The 15944-nt window shown below is 70.4% G+C and carries 12 protein-coding genes; 9 read left to right on the top strand and 3 right to left on the bottom strand.

Annotated elements, in window-relative coordinates:
• The first annotated feature begins 41 nt into the window (after nt 1-41).
• From ACWGDX_RS32065 to ACWGDX_RS32105, 9 genes are all read left to right on the top strand, one after another.
• Nucleotides 42-854 carry a TetR family transcriptional regulator gene (locus ACWGDX_RS32065; RefSeq protein ID WP_453631271.1) on the top strand — a complete coding sequence of 271 codons (813 nt, stop codon included), beginning with the start codon at nt 42-44 and terminating at the stop codon, nt 852-854.
• A 501-nt stretch (nt 855-1355) separates the two neighbouring features.
• On the top strand, nt 1356-2759 hold the full coding sequence (gene ccrA / locus ACWGDX_RS32070) for a crotonyl-CoA carboxylase/reductase (protein ID WP_453631273.1): 1404 nt from the start codon (nt 1356-1358) through the stop codon (nt 2757-2759).
• A 10-nt stretch (nt 2760-2769) separates the two neighbouring features.
• Entirely contained in the window at nt 2770-4782 is a 2013-nt protein-coding gene (locus ACWGDX_RS32075) for a protein meaA (protein ID WP_453631275.1), read from the top strand.
• Nucleotides 4779-5789: an HpcH/HpaI aldolase/citrate lyase family protein gene (locus ACWGDX_RS32080; protein WP_453631277.1), complete on the top strand. Its 1011-nt coding sequence runs from the start codon at nt 4779-4781 to the stop codon at nt 5787-5789. The genes ACWGDX_RS32075 and ACWGDX_RS32080 overlap by 4 nt, the downstream gene beginning before the upstream one ends.
• A 3-nt stretch (nt 5790-5792) precedes the next feature.
• Nucleotides 5793-6299: a MaoC family dehydratase gene (locus tag ACWGDX_RS32085; RefSeq protein ID WP_365901660.1), complete on the top strand. Its 507-nt coding sequence runs from the start codon at nt 5793-5795 to the stop codon at nt 6297-6299.
• A gap of 7 nt (nt 6300-6306) precedes the next feature.
• Nucleotides 6307-7512, top strand: a complete 1206-nt coding sequence (locus tag ACWGDX_RS32090; RefSeq protein ID WP_453631278.1) for an acyl-CoA dehydrogenase family protein — start codon at nt 6307-6309, stop codon at nt 7510-7512.
• 180 nt (nt 7513-7692) lie between these two features.
• Nucleotides 7693-8340 carry a phosphatidylserine decarboxylase gene (locus tag ACWGDX_RS32095; protein ID WP_066943027.1) on the top strand — a complete coding sequence of 216 codons (648 nt, stop codon included), beginning with the start codon at nt 7693-7695 and terminating at the stop codon, nt 8338-8340.
• Nucleotides 8333-9187, top strand: coding sequence for a CDP-diacylglycerol--serine O-phosphatidyltransferase (pssA, locus tag ACWGDX_RS32100; RefSeq protein ID WP_363080774.1), 855 nt, complete (start codon nt 8333-8335; stop codon nt 9185-9187). Before ACWGDX_RS32095 ends, pssA begins: the two co-directional genes overlap by 8 nt.
• Nucleotides 9188-9347: 160 nt before the next feature.
• Nucleotides 9348-11300 (top strand): AMP-binding protein, encoded by a 1953-nt coding sequence (locus tag ACWGDX_RS32105; RefSeq protein ID WP_453631281.1) that lies wholly within the window; start codon nt 9348-9350, stop codon nt 11298-11300.
• Here the strand turns inward: ACWGDX_RS32105 and ACWGDX_RS32110 are convergent.
• The 3 genes from ACWGDX_RS32110 to ACWGDX_RS32120 form a co-directional block, all read right to left on the bottom strand.
• Nucleotides 11266-13188 carry a GNAT family N-acetyltransferase gene (locus ACWGDX_RS32110; RefSeq protein ID WP_453631283.1) on the bottom strand — a complete coding sequence of 641 codons (1923 nt, stop codon included), beginning with the start codon at nt 13186-13188 and terminating at the stop codon, nt 11266-11268. The two genes, ACWGDX_RS32105 and ACWGDX_RS32110, sit on opposite strands and share 35 nt — an antisense overlap.
• Before the next feature lie 68 nt (nt 13189-13256).
• Nucleotides 13257-14378 (bottom strand): lipid II:glycine glycyltransferase FemX, encoded by a 1122-nt coding sequence (locus tag ACWGDX_RS32115; protein WP_453631284.1) that lies wholly within the window; start codon nt 14376-14378, stop codon nt 13257-13259.
• A gap of 188 nt (nt 14379-14566) precedes the next feature.
• Nucleotides 14567-15721 carry a glycerate kinase gene (locus ACWGDX_RS32120; RefSeq protein ID WP_453631286.1) on the bottom strand — a complete coding sequence of 385 codons (1155 nt, stop codon included), beginning with the start codon at nt 15719-15721 and terminating at the stop codon, nt 14567-14569.
• Nucleotides 15722-15944: the final 223 nt, after the last annotated feature.

Raw genomic sequence — 15944 nt, forward strand, 5'->3', positions numbered from 1 at the left:
CATGGGCGCGCTCTCCCGCGCCGATGCAGTACGTTCACCTCATGTCCCAGCCCGCCAAGTCCTCCCGTACCAGCACCAGGTCCGACGTTCCGGAGAGTGCCGCAGGCACCCGCGCGGCCGCCCAGCGGCTGAAGATGCGCCGGGAGCTGGCGGCCGCGGCGATGGAACTGTTCGCGACCAAGGGGTACGAGGCGACGACCGTCGACGAGATCGCCGCCGCGGCCGGGGTCGCCCGCCGCACCTTCTTCCGGCACTTCCGCTCCAAGGAAGAGGCGATCTTCCCCGACCACGACGACACGCTCGTACGGGCGGAGGCGGTGCTCAACGCCGCGCCGGCGCACGAGCACCCGCTGGACACGGTCTGCCGGGGCATCAAGGAAGTCATGCGGATGTACGCGGCCTCCCCCGCGGTCTCCGTGGAGCGCTACCGCCTCACCCGCGAGGTGCCCACGCTCCGCGAGCGCGAGATCGCCTCGGTGGCCCGCTACGAGCGGCTGTTCACCCGCTATCTGCTGGGGCACTTCGACGAGCGCGACCACACCGACGGCAATGACGACCCGCTGCTGGCGGAGGTGGCCGCGTCCGCGGTCGTCACCGCGCACAACCATGTGCTGCGCCGCTGGCTGCGGGCCGGCGGCAAGGGTGATGTGGAGGCACAGCTCGACCACGCCTTCGCGATCGTGCGCGACACCTTCGGTTCCGGTATCGGCTCGGGCCGGACCATCGGCGGCAAGCCGCAGCACGCCGCCGCCACCGCCCGCACCAGCGGGGATGTCCTGGTGACGGTGGCGCGTACGGACGCCCCGCTGGACGAGGTCATGCGCACGATCAAGCAGGCACTCAGGGACGCGTAGCCTCCCCGTCCCCTCCCGAACACCTCACGCCCCCGGCCACCGCACGCTTCCCCGGCCGGCCCGGGTCCTGTCTCCGAGCGCGGGTCCCGTCTCCGGGCCCAGGTCCCGTCGCGTCGCCCGTTCGGCCCCGCGATCGCGCATCGGTACACCCTGCGCCCATATGGTCACATGAGGTGATACTCCCCGCCGAGGGAGCGGTAGACATTGCTCATGCGTGTCGCACCGATGACAGATGAGAGAGATTCCTGGCACTCAGTGCCTTGTCATGCGTCACGGCGTGCCATACCGTGAGGTTGTCCGGCTGTTCCCGCAAGCCGTCTCGTTTGTGGTCCGGACGCCTGCGTCACAGGCAACCTCCGCGCCCACCCGGCGCCGCCGATCAGCACGATCAGCTCCGCCCGTTGATCAGCCGCACTCGCCGAACCGACGGCACCCCTCCCCCGCACAGCAGCAAGCAGCCCCCTTGCATCTCGCTCCCCCAGCTTCGCCGGAGGCTCCACCGTGAAGGAAATCCTGGACGCGATCCAATCGCCGGACACCACGTCCGCCGACTTCGCCGCACTGCCCGTCCCCGCCTCGTACCGCGCGGTGACCGTGCACAAGGACGAGACGGAGATGTTCGCCGGTCTCCCCACCCATGAGAAGGACCCCCGCAAGTCGCTCCATCTCGACGAGGTGCCGGTGCCCGCGCTCGGCCCCGGCGAGGCCCTGGTGGCCGTCATGGCCAGCTCGGTCAACTACAACTCGGTCTGGACCTCGATCTTCGAACCGCTGCCGACCTTCGGTTTCCTGGAGCGGTACGGCAAGATCAGCGAACTCGCCAAGCGGCACGACCTGCCGTACCACGTCATCGGGTCCGACCTCTCCGGTGTCGTGCTGCGCACCGGCCCCGGTGTCAACGCCTGGCGGCCGGGCGACGAGGTCGTCGCGCACTGTCTCTCCGTCGAGCTGGAGTCGTCCGACGGCCACAACGACACGATGCTCGACCCCGAGCAGCGGATCTGGGGCTTCGAGACCAACTTCGGCGGTCTGGCGGAGCTGGCCCTGGTGAAGTCCAATCAGCTCATGCCCAAGCCCCAGCATCTGACCTGGGAGGAGGCGGCGGCACCCGGCCTGGTCAACTCGACCGCGTACCGCCAGCTCGTCTCCCGCAACGGCGCCGGGATGAAGCAGGGCGACAATGTGCTGATCTGGGGCGCGAGCGGCGGACTCGGCTCGTACGCCACGCAGTTCGCGCTCTCCGGCGGGGCGAACCCGGTCTGTGTGGTCTCCAGCGACCGGAAGGCGGAGCTGTGCCGGCGGATGGGCGCCGAGGCGATCATCGACCGTACCGCCGAGGGCTACCGGTTCTGGAAGGACGAACACCACCAGGACCCGCGTGAGTGGAAGCGCTTCGGCAAGCGCATCCGTGAGCTGACCGGCGGCGAGGACGTGGACATCGTCTTCGAGCACCCGGGGCGCGAGACCTTCGGCGCGAGTGTGTATGTCACCCGCAAGGGCGGCACGATCGTGACCTGCGCGTCGACCTCCGGCTACACCCATGAGTACGACAACCGCTATCTGTGGATGTCCCTCAAGCGGATCGTGGGCTCGCACTTCGCCAACTACCGTGAGGCGTGGGAGGCCAACCGGCTGGTGGCCAAGGGCAGGATCCACCCCACCCTGTCGAAGGTGTACGCCCTGGAGGACACAGGCCAGGCCGCGTACGACGTGCACGACAACCGCCACCAGGGCAAGGTCGGTGTGCTGGCGCTGGCGCCCCGCGAGGGCCTGGGCGTACGCGACGAGGAGCTGCGCGCGCGGCACATCGACGCCATCAACCTGTTCCGCGACACGCCCGCGGAGCGGCACGGACGCCCGCGCACCCACGGCCGCCCGCCCGCCGCCGTGACAACCGAGGCCTGAGGGCGGCGCCATGACGGACCGTCAGAAGGACAGGCCCTGGCTCATGCGGACCTACGCCGGTCATTCGACCGCCGAGGCGTCCAACGAGCTGTACCGGCGCAATCTCGCCAAGGGACAGACGGGGCTCTCCGTCGCGTTCGATCTTCCGACGCAGACCGGCTACGACCCCGATCATCTCCTCGCCCGCGGCGAGGTCGGCCGGGTCGGGGTCCCGGTCTCCCATCTCGGCGACATGCGGCGGCTGTTCCAGGACATCCCGCTGGAGCGTACGAACACCTCGATGACGATCAACGCCACCGCGATGTGGCTGCTGGCGCTCTACCAGGTGGTCGCGGAGGAGCAGGGCGCGGACATCTCCGCCCTGCGGGGGACGACCCAGAACGACATCGTCAAGGAGTACCTCTCGCGCGGGACCTATGTCTTCCCGCCGGCCCCGAGCCTGCGGCTGACCACCGACATGATCGCCTACACGGTGAACCACCTGCCCAGGTGGAACCCGATCAACATCTGCAGCTACCACCTCCAGGAGGCGGGGGCGACCCCGGTGCAGGAGATCGCGTACGCGATGTCCACCGCGATCGCCGTGCTCGACGCGGTGTTCGCGTCCGGGCGGATCCCCGAGGAGCGCAAGGGGGACGTGGTCGCCCGGATCTCGTTCTTCGTCAACGCCGGAGTGCGGTTCATCGAGGAGATGTGCAAGATGCGGGCGTTCTCCCGTATCTGGGACACGCTCACCCGTGAGCGGTACGGCATCGAGGACGCCGGGCAGCGCCGCTTCCGCTACGGCGTCCAGGTCAACTCCCTCGGGCTGACCGAGGCCCAGCCGGAGAACAACGTCCAGCGGATCGTCCTCGAAATGCTGGCGGTGACCCTCTCCAAGGACGCCCGCGCCCGTGCCGTACAGCTCCCGGCCTGGAACGAGGCGCTGGGGCTGCCCCGGCCGTGGGACCAGCAGTGGTCGCTGCGGATACAGCAGGTGCTCGCGCACGAGAGCGATCTGCTGGAGTACGAGGACATCTTCGAGGGCTCGCGGGTCGTCGAGGAGAAGGTGACGGCCCTGGTCACGGAGAGTCTGGAGGAGATCGACCGTATCGAGGCCATGGGCGGGGCGATGGCGGCCGTCGAGTCCGGCTATCTCAAGTCGCGGCTGGTCTCCTCGCACGCCGAGCGCCGGGCGCGGATCGAGTCGGGCGAGGAGAGGATCGTCGGGGTCAACTGCTACGAGTCCACCGAGCCCAGTCCGCTCACCGCCGATCTCGGCACCGCGATCATGACGGTCGATCCGGCGAACGAGGCACGGGTGGTGGCGGCCCTGCGTACCTGGCGGGACGACCGCGACGAGACCCGTGCCACCGAGGCGCTGGCCGCGCTGAAGAGGGCCGGGGCGGGCACCGCCGATCTGATGCCCGCCACCCTGGAGTGCGCGCGGGCCGGGGTGACGACCGGAGAGTGGTCCTGGGCGCTGCGGGACGTCTTCGGCGAGTTCCGCGCGCCGACCGGGGTGAGCGGCGCGCCGGTGGCGGTGAGCGCCGAGACGGGCACCGCGCTCGCCAGCGTACGGGAGAAGGTGTCCCGGACCGCGGCCGAACTGCGGTCGGGGCGGCTGCGGCTGCTGGTCGGCAAGCCCGGACTGGACGGGCACTCCAACGGCGCCGAGCAGATCGCCGTCCGCGCGCGCGACGCCGGCTTCGAGGTGGTCTACCAGGGCATCAGGCTGACCCCGGAGCAGATCGTCGGTGCCGCGCTCGCCGAGGACGTGCACTGTGTGGGTCTGTCGATCCTCTCCGGATCGCATGCCGCGCTGGTGCCCGACGTACTGGCGCGGCTGCGTGCGGCGGGCGCGGGCGACATCCCGGTGATCGTCGGCGGGATCATCCCGGACGGCGACGCCGAGGAGCTGCGCGCGGCCGGAGTGGCCGCCGTCTTCACTCCGAAGGACTTCGGAATCACCGGGATCGTCGGCCGTATCGTCGACGAGATCAGGAAAGCGAACAAGCTCGATCCCTTGGAGGTCTCCGCATGACCGCGCCTGCCACGCCCGTCCCGCCCACGGTGCCGGAGACGGCGGGAGCCGCCGCCAGCCGGCTGCGTCCGCGCCGCTCGTGTCTCGCCGTACCGGGCTCGAACCCGCGTTTTCTGGAGAAGGCCCAGGGGCTCCCGGCCGATCAGGTCTTCCTCGATCTGGAGGACGCCTGCGCGCCGCTCGCCAAGGAGGGCGCCCGGCACACCATCGTCGACGCGCTGAACAAGGGTGACTGGAGCGGCAAGACCCGGGTCGTCCGGGTCAACGACTGGACGACGCACTGGACGTACCGCGATGTGATCACGGTCGTGGAGGGCGCGGGCCACAACCTCGACTGTGTGATGCTGCCGAAGGTCCAGGACGCCCAGCAGATCATCGCCCTCGATCTGCTGCTCACCCAGATCGAGAAGACGATGGGTTTCGAGGTCGGCGGGATCGGGATCGAGGCGCAGATCGAGAACGCCAAGGGCCTGGTGAACGTGGACGAGATCGCCGGCGCGTCCCCGCGTCTGGAGACCATCGTCTTCGGTCCCGCCGATTTCATGGCCTCGATCAATATGAGGACCCTGGTGGTCGGGCAGCAGCCGCCCGGCTATGGCGCGGACGCCTACCACTACATCCTGATGCGCATTCTGATGGCGGCCCGTACGCACGGTCTCCAGGCGATCGACGGCCCGTATCTCCAGATCCGCGATGTGGACGGCTACCGCGAGGTGGCGGGCCGCGCGGCGGCGCTCGGCTACGACGGCAAGTGGGTCCTGCACCCGGGCCAGATCGAGGCGTCGAACGAGATCTTCTCGCCCTCCCAGGAGGACTACGACCACGCCGAGCTGATTCTCGACGCGTACGAGTACTACACGTCCGAGGCGGGCGGCAAGAAGGGTTCCGCGATGCTCGGCGACGAGATGATCGATGAGGCGAGCCGCAAGATGGCGCTGGTCGTCTCCGGCAAGGGCCGGGCCGCCGGGATGCGGCGCACCACCGCCTTCGAAGCCCCGGAGGTGTGAGCCATGCGGTTCGGGAGGACCTTCGAGGAGTTCGAGGTCGGGGCGGTCTACAAGCACTGGCCCGGCAAGACGGTCACGGAGTACGACGACCATCTGTTCTGCCTGCTCACCATGAACCACCACCCGCTGCACCTGGACAGCAACTACGCGGAGAAGACGACCGACTTCGGCAGGAACGTCGTCGTGGGCAACTACGTCTACTCACTCCTGCTGGGCATGTCGGTGCCGGACGTCTCCGGGAAGGCCATCGCCAATCTGGAGGTCGAGTCGCTCCGGCACATCGCCCCGACCTTCCACGGCGACACGATCTACGGCGAGACGACCGTGCTGGAGAAGACTCCGTCGAAGTCCAAGGACGACCGCGGAATCGTGTACGTCGAGACCAAGGGGTACAAGCAGGACTCCACGGTCGTCTGTGTGTTCCGCCGCAAGGTGATGGTCCCCACCGAGAAGTACGTCAAGGAGCGCGGCGGCGAGCAGCCCGGCCGCCCCGAGCCCCGGGAGAAGTGACAGAGCCATGAGCCGACTCGCCCAGACAGCCGGGCTGACCGACATCCAGCGGGAGATCCTGGCGACCGTCAGGGACTTCGTCGACAAGGAGATCCTCCCGGTCGCCACGGAGCTGGAGCACCGTGACGAGTATCCGGCGCGGATCGTCGAGGGCCTGAAGGAACTCGGGCTGTTCGGACTGATGATCCCCGAGGAGTACGGCGGTCTGGGCGAGTCGCTGCTGACCTACGCGCTCTGTGTGGAGGAGATCGCGCGGGGGTGGATGTCCGTCTCGGGCATCATCAACACCCACTTCATCGTGGCCTACATGCTCAGACAGCACGGCACCGAGGAGCAGAAGGACGCCTTCCTGCCCAGGATGGCGGCCGGCGAGGTGCGTGGCGCCTTCTCGATGTCCGAGCCCGCTCTCGGCTCGGATGTCTCCGCCATCACCTCCAAGGGGGTGCGGGACGGCGACACGTATGTACTGGACGGCCAGAAGATGTGGCTCACCAACGGCGGTACGTCCACCCTTGTGGCGGTGTTGTGCCGTACCGACGAAGGCCATCCCGAGGGCACGGCCCGGCACCGGTCGATGAGCACGTTCCTGGTCGAGAAGGAACCCGGCTTCGGTGAGGTGCGGCCCGGACTCACCATCCCCGGGAAAATCGACAAGATGGGGTACAAGGGCGTCGACACCACCGAGCTGGTCATGGACGGACTACGCATTCCGGCCAATCGGGTCCTCGGCGGTACCACCGGCCGAGGGTTTTACCAAATGATGGACGGGGTCGAGGTGGGGCGGGTCAATGTCGCCGCACGTGGCTGTGGAGTCGCACAGCGTGCTTTCGAGCTGGGTGTGGCATATGCCCAGCAACGTCATACCTTCGGCAAGCCCATCGCGCAGCATCAGGCGATCCAGTTCAAGCTGGCCGAAATGGCGACCAAGGTGGAAGCCGCCCATGCGATGATGGTGAACGCGGCACGCAAAAAGGACTCCGGGGAGCGAAACGACCTGGAGGCAGGGATGGCGAAGTACCTCGCCTCCGAGTACTGCAAGGAAGTCGTCGAGGACGCCTTCCGGATCCACGGCGGTTACGGCTTCTCCAAGGAGTACGAGATCGAGCGCCTCTACCGCGAGGCACCGATGCTGCTGATCGGCGAGGGTACCGCCGAGATCCAGAAAATGATCATTGGCCGCCGACTGCTGGAGGAGTACCGTTCGCAGGGCTGATTGTCGCTTTTGATCTTGTTTAGCCGCGAAGTAGATCACACTCCGCCGACGGGTGCCACCGGCTTCCAGCCGCTCGACTCGGCTGCTGGCTTGCTCAGTTGCTGCTCGCAACCGATACCATCGCTGGAAAGCCGCCGTCCCCCGTTACCCGCGCGGCATCATCCGCTACGAAGGTCATCCATGCCCCACAGCCAAACCTCTGCACCACGCGGCCGGGTCCGCCTCGCGCGCGGAGCATCGCCGTGGCTCCTGCCCACCGTCGCCACCGCGGCGATCGGGCTGGTCCGTGCGCGCCGTTCCCGGCGTGCCGCTGTCCTCGCTGTGCCCGCCACCGCGCTCGCGGCGGGCATGCTGTGGTTCTTCCGCGACCCCGAGCGCGAGATCACGCAGGGCCGGGTCATCTCGCCCGCCGACGGTGTGGTGCAGAGCATCATGCCGTGGAAGGACGGGCGCACCCGGGTCGCCATCTTCATGAGCCCGCTGAACGTCCACGTCAACCGCGCTCCCCTCGCGGGGACCGTGACCTCCGTCGAGCACATCCCCGGCGGATTCGTTCCGGCGTTCAACAAGGAGAGCGAGAACAACGAGCGCGTTGTCTGGCACTTCGACACCGAGCTGGGCGATATCGAGATGGTGCAGATCGCGGGTGCGGTGGCCCGCCGCATCGTCCCGTATCTGCCCCAGGGAACCAAGGTGGAACAGGGCGAGCGCATCGGCCTGATCCGTTTCGGCTCGCGTGTCGACATCTACCTTCCGGAAGGTGTCGATGTCGCTGTCGAGGTCGGTCAGACCACGACCGCAGGGGTGACTCGAATTGACCGTGATTGATCCTGATACGCAAGCCGGCTGGGCCACCGAGGCCGAGGCCGAAGCGGAGGACGACGCGGAGGACATGCCGCTGTCACTGAGGCTGTCGATAGCGGACACCCTCACACTCGGCAATGCCACCTGCGGCTTCATGGCCGTCTACTTCACCACGACCGGCATTCTCATCCCCCATCTCACGGGCAGCGACGAGAGCGGTATGGCGCGGCACTCCGCGGCGACGGCCGTGATCCTGATGCTGTGCGCGGCGATCTTCGATCTGTTCGACGGGCTCGTGGCACGCAAGCTGCGCAGCTCACCGATGGGCGCCGAGCTGGACAACCTCTCCGACCTGATCAGCTTCGGCCTCGCCCCGGCGTACTTCGTCCTGGTGTACGGGATGGTCGCGGACGACGCCCATCAGCGGGTCTCGGCGCTGGCGGCGGTGGTGGTGCTGCTGGCCGTCGTCCTGCGGCTGGCCAGATTCTCCTGTGTGACCCTGAAGGACGGCATGTTCCAGGGCATGCCGAGCCCCTTCGGCGCGCTGACGGTCATCTCGATCGTGCTGCTGGAGCTTCCCTTCGTACCGACGCTGCTCGCGATCGTCGGGGTCGCGTGGCTGATGGTCAGCCGGGTGGAGTATCCGAAGCCGCGGGGAATTCTCGCGGTGGCGATGCTGAGCTGGATCGTGGCGGCGATGGGGCTGCTGGCGGCCTGGGCGTTCGACGCGCCCGGTGGTCAGTTGCTGCTCCAGACGGGCTGTGCGCTCCAGGTCGTGACGGGCGCGGTCATTCCGCTCTTCGCCACGGCCCGGCGGGTGAACACCTTCCGCGACAACCGTCGCGAGGCACGGGCGGCGCAGCTTCCGTAGTACGTCCCGTTCCGACGCACGTCCTGAGTACGGCTTGACGGCTTGAGCGTGAGGGCCCGGGTGCATGGCGCACCCGGGCTCTCGTGCGTTGTCACGGTCCTGTCCCGGCTCGTTCCGACGGCCTGTCGGCGGTCGCCCGGCTCTGGAATGATCGTCGGTCATGACCGGGGGATCCATACATCAGTTGTTCGAAGATCAGGTCCGGCAGGCACCCGACCGGACCGCCGTGATCACCGAGAGCGCGCGGCTGACCTATCAGGAGCTGGACGGCTCGGCCAACCGGCTGGCGGCGTATCTCGTCGCGCGGGCCGGGGTGCCGGAGTCCGGTGCCACCGTGGCGATCTGTACGGAGCGTCCGCTCGACGCCCTGGTGGCGATGCTGGCCGCGCTCAAGTCGGGGTACGCGTACGCCGTTGTCGCGCCGGGGATTCCGCGCGAGGAGACACGCCGGCTGCTCGGGCTCACCCGGGCGGAGGTGGTCATCACCCATCGGAGGCTGCTGGCGCGGATCGATGACGGCCGCCGCCGTACGGAGATCTGCCTGGACGGCGACGGGGAGGCGATCGCCGCCCACTCCGACGCGGCGCCCGCGGAGGGCGGGGCGGGGAACCGGCGGGCCACCGTCCTCTTCACGGCGGGCACCACGGGTGAGCGGAGGGCGGTTGTCTCCGGGCACGGCCGATGGCTCGCCGCGTACGCCGCCTGGGCCGAGGTCTACGCGCTGACGGCGGACGACCGGCTGCTGGTGACGGCGGGCTCCGAGACCACCGAGTTCACCGGTGGCTGGATACGCGCCCTGTGCTCGGGCGGCACGCTGGTGCTGTCGGAACGGGCGGCCGGGTCGGAGGGTGTCACCGTCGCGGAGGTGGACCCGACGGCCGCGGCCCGGCTGGCGGAGCGCGAACCGTCCGCCCTGCGGCTGCTGGTGGTGGGCGGTGAACCGCTGCGGCTCGACGAACAGCTACGCCTCCAGGGGCTGCTGCCCGTGCCGGGGGCCCGGGTGCTGAGTGTGTACGGTCCGGCGGAGGTCGTCGGATGCGGTACCTGGTTCGAGCCCGAGCAGTTGCCGGGGCCCGTGGAGCACCCGGAGCGCGCCGCGTATCTCGGCCGTCCGTTCCCCGGCTGCGCGGTGGAGTTGCGCAAGGGGCGGATCTGGCTCACTCCGCCGGACGGCGGCGACGCGGTCCCCACCGGCGACGCGGGGCGGCGGCACGGCGGAGGGCCGCTGGAGTTCCGCGGCCGGATCGCCGACCGGGTCGAGATCGGCGGGAGGACGGTCGACACCTACCGGGTGGAGTCGGCGCTGGCCGGCCATCCGGATCTCCGGGAGGTCGTCGTCACCGGGGACCGCGGGCGTACCGGCGGCGCACTGATCGCCTATGTGGCACCGGGCCCCGACACCCCGTCAGGCAGGGCACCCGCCGCATCGGACGCCGAGGCCGCACCCGGCGCCACGCCGAGCGCCACGCCGAACACCTCTCCTGGCGCCGTGCCGGACGCCGCGTCCCTGCGGGCCCGGCTGACCGGTCTGGTGCCGGCCGCCGATATCCCCGGAACGGTCGTACGGGTCGCCTCGCTCCCGAGGAACGCGGCCGGGAAGGTGGACCGCGCTGCGCTGCCGCTGCCGCCGGTACCCGGAGCCGTGCGCCACGCGGGCAAGGGCGGGATGACCGGGGAGGAGAGGGCGGCGGCCGTCGGCGGCTGTGCGGTGCCGATCGCCGCGGGCATCCTGGCCGCCGCCCTCACCGACACCTTCTGGCCCGGCTCCACCGATCTGACCGGCGTGCCGAGCCCGTGGAACGGACTGTTCGGCGTCCTCTACGCCTTCGAGGTGGTCTCCTTCGCGGCCGGTGCCGGATTCCTGGTGGCCGGACGGAAACCGATGCTGCGGCGGGGCGGTCCGCGCGGTCTGGCCACCGCGGCCCATCTCGCGGTCGTCTGGCTGCTGGTGGCCTGGTGGCCGCAGGACAATCTCTACCGGCTGGCCGCCAGACAGGACTGGCCGCGACAGGCCGCGCTCGTCTACACGTTCAATGTGCCGCTGATGATCGCGGCGGGGATCGTGGTGGTCTGGGCGGTCATCGGCTCACCACCGGCGCGGCGGACCGAGTAGCCGGAGGCCGGCGGCCGGGGGCGAACAGCCGGCCGAGGTCCGCGCCCGCCGTTCGGACCAGTGCCTCGGCCGCGTCGAGACGTTCCGCCGTACGGGCGGCGAGCAGGACCCCGAGAAAGGGGGCGGGGTCGAAGGCCGCCGTGGGGATCGAGGGCACCAGCACCGCCCCGGTCCTCGCGCAGTCGGCCGTCAGTCCGGTGAGCCATGTGATGAGTTCGCCGTCCGGGAGCCGGGCGCCGAGCGGGACCCGGTCCAGCGAGCGTACGAGATGGTCGCCGCCCCGGGTCTCGTCCAGCCGTGCCTTCACGACGAAGGCGACCGAGGGGCCGGTCAGCCGCAGATTGATCTCGGTCGGTGCGAGCCGGACCGCTGCGAGCCGGGCCGGCGCGAGGCCGTCCGGCGGGGCGGACCGGGACGGTGCCGGCCGGTCGGCCGGGGCGGTCACGAAGTCGACGTCGTACCAGCCCCGGTAGCCGCTCGCGGCGAGCCGCAGACCGACATCGTGCCCGAAGCGCAGAGCAACGGCCGCCGCCCCGTCCGGGACGGCGCCGGGACCGACGCTCGCTCCCTGGTACGCCGTACCCGCCACATCCATCCGCGCGGCGCCGACATCGTGCACCTCGCCCGCCGTGTCCACCAGACCGTCGTAGGTGAGATCGCGCGGGACGGCGTCCGGGCCGGCGCTCAGGAACTCCTCGACGAGCAGCGGACCCCGGGGCAGCGCGCGCAGTACCGGCAGCAGACGCCATACGGAAGTGACCACATGGGTCCCGGAACCGCCCACCCCGTGCTCGGTCTTGACCACACTGCCCGCGCCGGAACGGGCCCGTGCCAGGATCCGCCGGGCCGCCGCGCGGCGCGTGGCCACCGGCCACTGGTCCGGCACGACGATCCCGGGATGCGCGGCGGCGAGCTCGTGGAAGAGGACACTGGCCGCACGCTTGGACTCGTAGCGCAGCGCCCCGGGCGGGAGCGGCTCCCCGGACAGCTCGCCCGTCGCACCCGTACGGCCCCACGGTACGAACGGCAGCCCGAGGCCGCGCAGATAGCGTACGAGGGCCGGGCGGTCCAGGATCTCGGCAGTGAGTCCCGCCGGGCCGGTGCCGAGACCGTCGTACAACTCCACTGATTCCCATGCGAGTTGGCGGGACAGCAACTCCAGCCAGCCCTCGGGGACGGTGCCGGGCAGGACCACCGCGGCGGGGTACGGGCTGCCCAGCGCGGCCAGACAGGAGTAGTGGGCGCTCGCCCGGCGGGAGGCCTCGGGCCAGTGGGAGACCTCGGGGCGGCGGAAGACCTCGGGCCGGCGGACGGTCTCCGGCCGTCCGGAGGGGGACATGAACTGCGCCTGGAACTCGGCGACATTGCCGAGCTGTACGGTGCGCCGACCGCCCGTCCACGCCCGTGCCCAGCTCGCGCGCGGGGGTACGTCCACCCGGAGCCGGGACAGCGGCTGCGCGCCGCCGGGGACGGGCCGCGCGCCCAGCGCCCGGTAGAAACCGACCGCGTGCGGATCGGAGTCGATCGTCAGCCGCTCGATGCCCTCGTCCCGGGCCGCGTCCAGGACATGGGCGTACAGGGTGCGGCCGATGCCCCGGCCGAAGGCGCGCGGTTCGACGAAGAGCAGTCCGAGCGTGCCGTCGGGGGCCTTCCCCTCCAGCGAGGCGACACCGAGGGCGGCGCCGGACCTCTCGTCCTCCGCGACCATCATCCGACGGGCCGTCATATCCGCCGCCGAGATCGCGAGTTCCGTGCGGCAGGCGGCCATGAAGGCCTCGTCGTAACCCCAGTGGGCCTTCGAGCGCAGCACAAGGCCGCTCAGTGCCCGCGCCTCGTCGGGGCGCGCGGCCCGTATCCGCACGGCCCCGACTCCAGGGTCTTCCGTCACACTGCCGTCCAGCTTCTGGTTCAGCGCCTGATGCGGTGTCCGGCTCGGGGTCCGGCTCGGGGTCCGGTTCAGCGCCGGGCCATATAGAGGTCGAGTGCCTTGTGCAGCAGTTTGTTGAGCGGATAGTCCCACTCGCCCAGATACTCGGCGGCCTCACCGCCGGTGCCCGCCTTGAAACGGAGCAGACCGAGGAGATGGTTGCTCTCGTCCAGGGTGTCGGTGATGCCCCGCAGGTCGTAGACACTGGCGCCGAGTTCATGGGCGTCGCACATCATCCGCCACTGGACGGCGTTGTTCGGCTGCACCTCACGTCTGCGGGCGGTGGAGGCACCGTACGAGTACCAGACGTGGTCGCCGACGGTGAGCATCGTGGCCGCGGACAGGACCTCACCATCGTGATGGGCGAGATAGAGCCGCATCCGGTCGGGGTCCTCGCTGGTCAGCGCGGTCCACATGCCCTGGAAGTAGGTCAGGGGGCGCGGCAGGAACTGGTCGCGCTCCGCGGTCTCCCGGTACAGCTCGTAGAAGGCCGGCAGATCCTCGTAGCCGCCCCGCTCCACCTTCACCCCGGCCTTCTCGGCCTTCTTGACGTTGCGCCGCCACTGCTGGTTGAAGCCGCGCTGGATCTCGTCCAACGACCTCCCCGCGAAGGGCACCTGGAAGACGTACCGGGGCTGTCCGGCGCTGAAGCCGTCGTCGGCGCCGTCGTCGTTGCACCGCCAGCCCATGCGCTGGAGCCGGTCGCTGACCGCGAGCGCGCGCGGGTCGGTCATGGTGGGCTCGACGTCCCGCAGCCGACGGACCTCCGGGTCCACGACGGCCGCCTTGACCATGTCCGCCGTCCAGCGACGGGCGACGACGGGCGGCCCCATCTTCACCGAGAACGCGCCCCGGGACTTGAGATGGGCCAGCATCGGCTGGAGCCACCGGGCCAGGTCAGGGGCGAACCAGTCGATGGCGGGGCCCTCGGGCAGATAGGCGAGATACCGCTTGATCTTCGGTACGGGCCGGTAGAGGACGAGCCCCGCGCCGATGATGCTCTCCCGCTCGTCGAACCATCCGATGCTCTCCGCCCGCCAGTCCGGCTTCACGTCCCCCCACGAGGGAACCTGCATGGGACTGATCGAGGGTCTGGCTCCGACGAAGGCCAGATGTTCCTTACGTTTGATCGTCTTCAGGCGGTAAGCCATGGGAGAGTGCTCCTTCGCTCGGCGCGCAGGCCTGTGGTCAGCAGTCCTCTAGTCATACGTGCCGTACGGGCGGGGGCGGGTCCGGACACGCGCGACGGCCGGAGAGGACACACGTGAGGGCGGGCGGGACAAGGGGGACAGCCCTGTCCCCCCGCCCCTTTCCCCGCCCTTGGTGGATGCCGGCCGGGTCAGGCCAGGAAATCCCGGGCGATGTTCGCCGCCACGCGCTCCAGCAGCGGTCCCGCCTCCGCCATACAGACCGCGGGGTCCGGCTCCAGATCGGTGAGGGCGTACGCGCGCCGGATCCCCGCGCGGCCCAAGGCCTCCGGCGGGAGGGCCAGCCGGCCGCAGACCGCGATGACCTCGATGTTCCGCGCGCGGGCCGCCGCCGCGACACCCGCGGGAGCCTTGCCGTGGAGCGTCTGCTCGTCCAGCGAGCCCTCACCGGTGATGACCAGGGTCGCCCGGGACAGGGCCGAGGCGAAGCCCAGTACGTCGAGCATCACCTCGATGCCGGGGCGGAAGCCCGCGCCGAGGCCGACCAGCGCGCCGTAGCCGATTCCGCCCGCCGCGCCCGCACCCGGCGAGAGCGCGAGATCGGCGGCCCGGGAGCCGAGGGCCGTCTCCAGGACCGTGGCGTAGTGGGCGAGCGCCGCGTCGAGCGTGACCACGTCCTCGGGGCTCGCGCCCTTCTGGGGGCCGTAGACGGCGGGGGCGCCCTTGGGCCCGGTCAGGGGGTTGTCCACATCGCTGGCGAGGACGATCTCCGTCGCGCCGAGACGGCCGTCCAGACCGGAGAGATCGGCGGTGGCGAGGTCCCGCAGGCCGCCGCCGCCCGGCCCGATCGGCCGACCGGCCGCGTCCAGGAAGCGCGCGCCGAGCGCGGCGAGCATCCCCGCGCCGCCGTCGGTGGTGGCACTGCCGCCGACTCCGAAGACGATGCTCCGGGCGCCCGCGTCGAGCGCGGCGCGCAGCAGTTCGCCGGATCCGTGGGTCGTCGCCGTCAGGGGCGCGAACACCCCCGCCGGAAGACGCTGGAGGCCGGAAGCCTCCGCCATCTCGACGACGGCCATGCCGTCCCGCAGGGCGTAGGCGGCGGTCAGCTCGTCGCCGAGCGGCCCTGTGACCCGTACCTCGCGCCGTTCGAAACCGGCCGCGACGGCTGCCGCGACCGTGCCGTCGCCGCCGTCCGCGACGGGCAGGGTCTCGACCGCCACCTCGGGAGCGACCCGGTGCAGCCCGGCCGTCACACGCTCCGCGACCTGCACCGCTGTGAGCGAGCCCTTGAACTTGTCCGCCGCGATCAGTACGCGGGCGACCTCGGTTACCGCTCCGTCCGTCACTTCGAATCCTCTGCTCTCGAACAGGCAGTCGCGCCGCTTCGACCCTATCCGCCCGCCGTCCGTCTGCCCATGCCCGCCGTCACCGGGCCCTCCCCCACGGGCGGACCGCGCCGCCTTGACGACAAGCCCTAGGGTCTTTCGTTTGGATCTGGCTGGATGAGGGAGCGCCCGCCGCGGCAGCGGCTGGTGTCCGCGTGGTGCCGTGGATCGCAAGGCGGAGGAG

This window comes from Streptomyces sp. NPDC055025 (assembly GCF_053608565.1).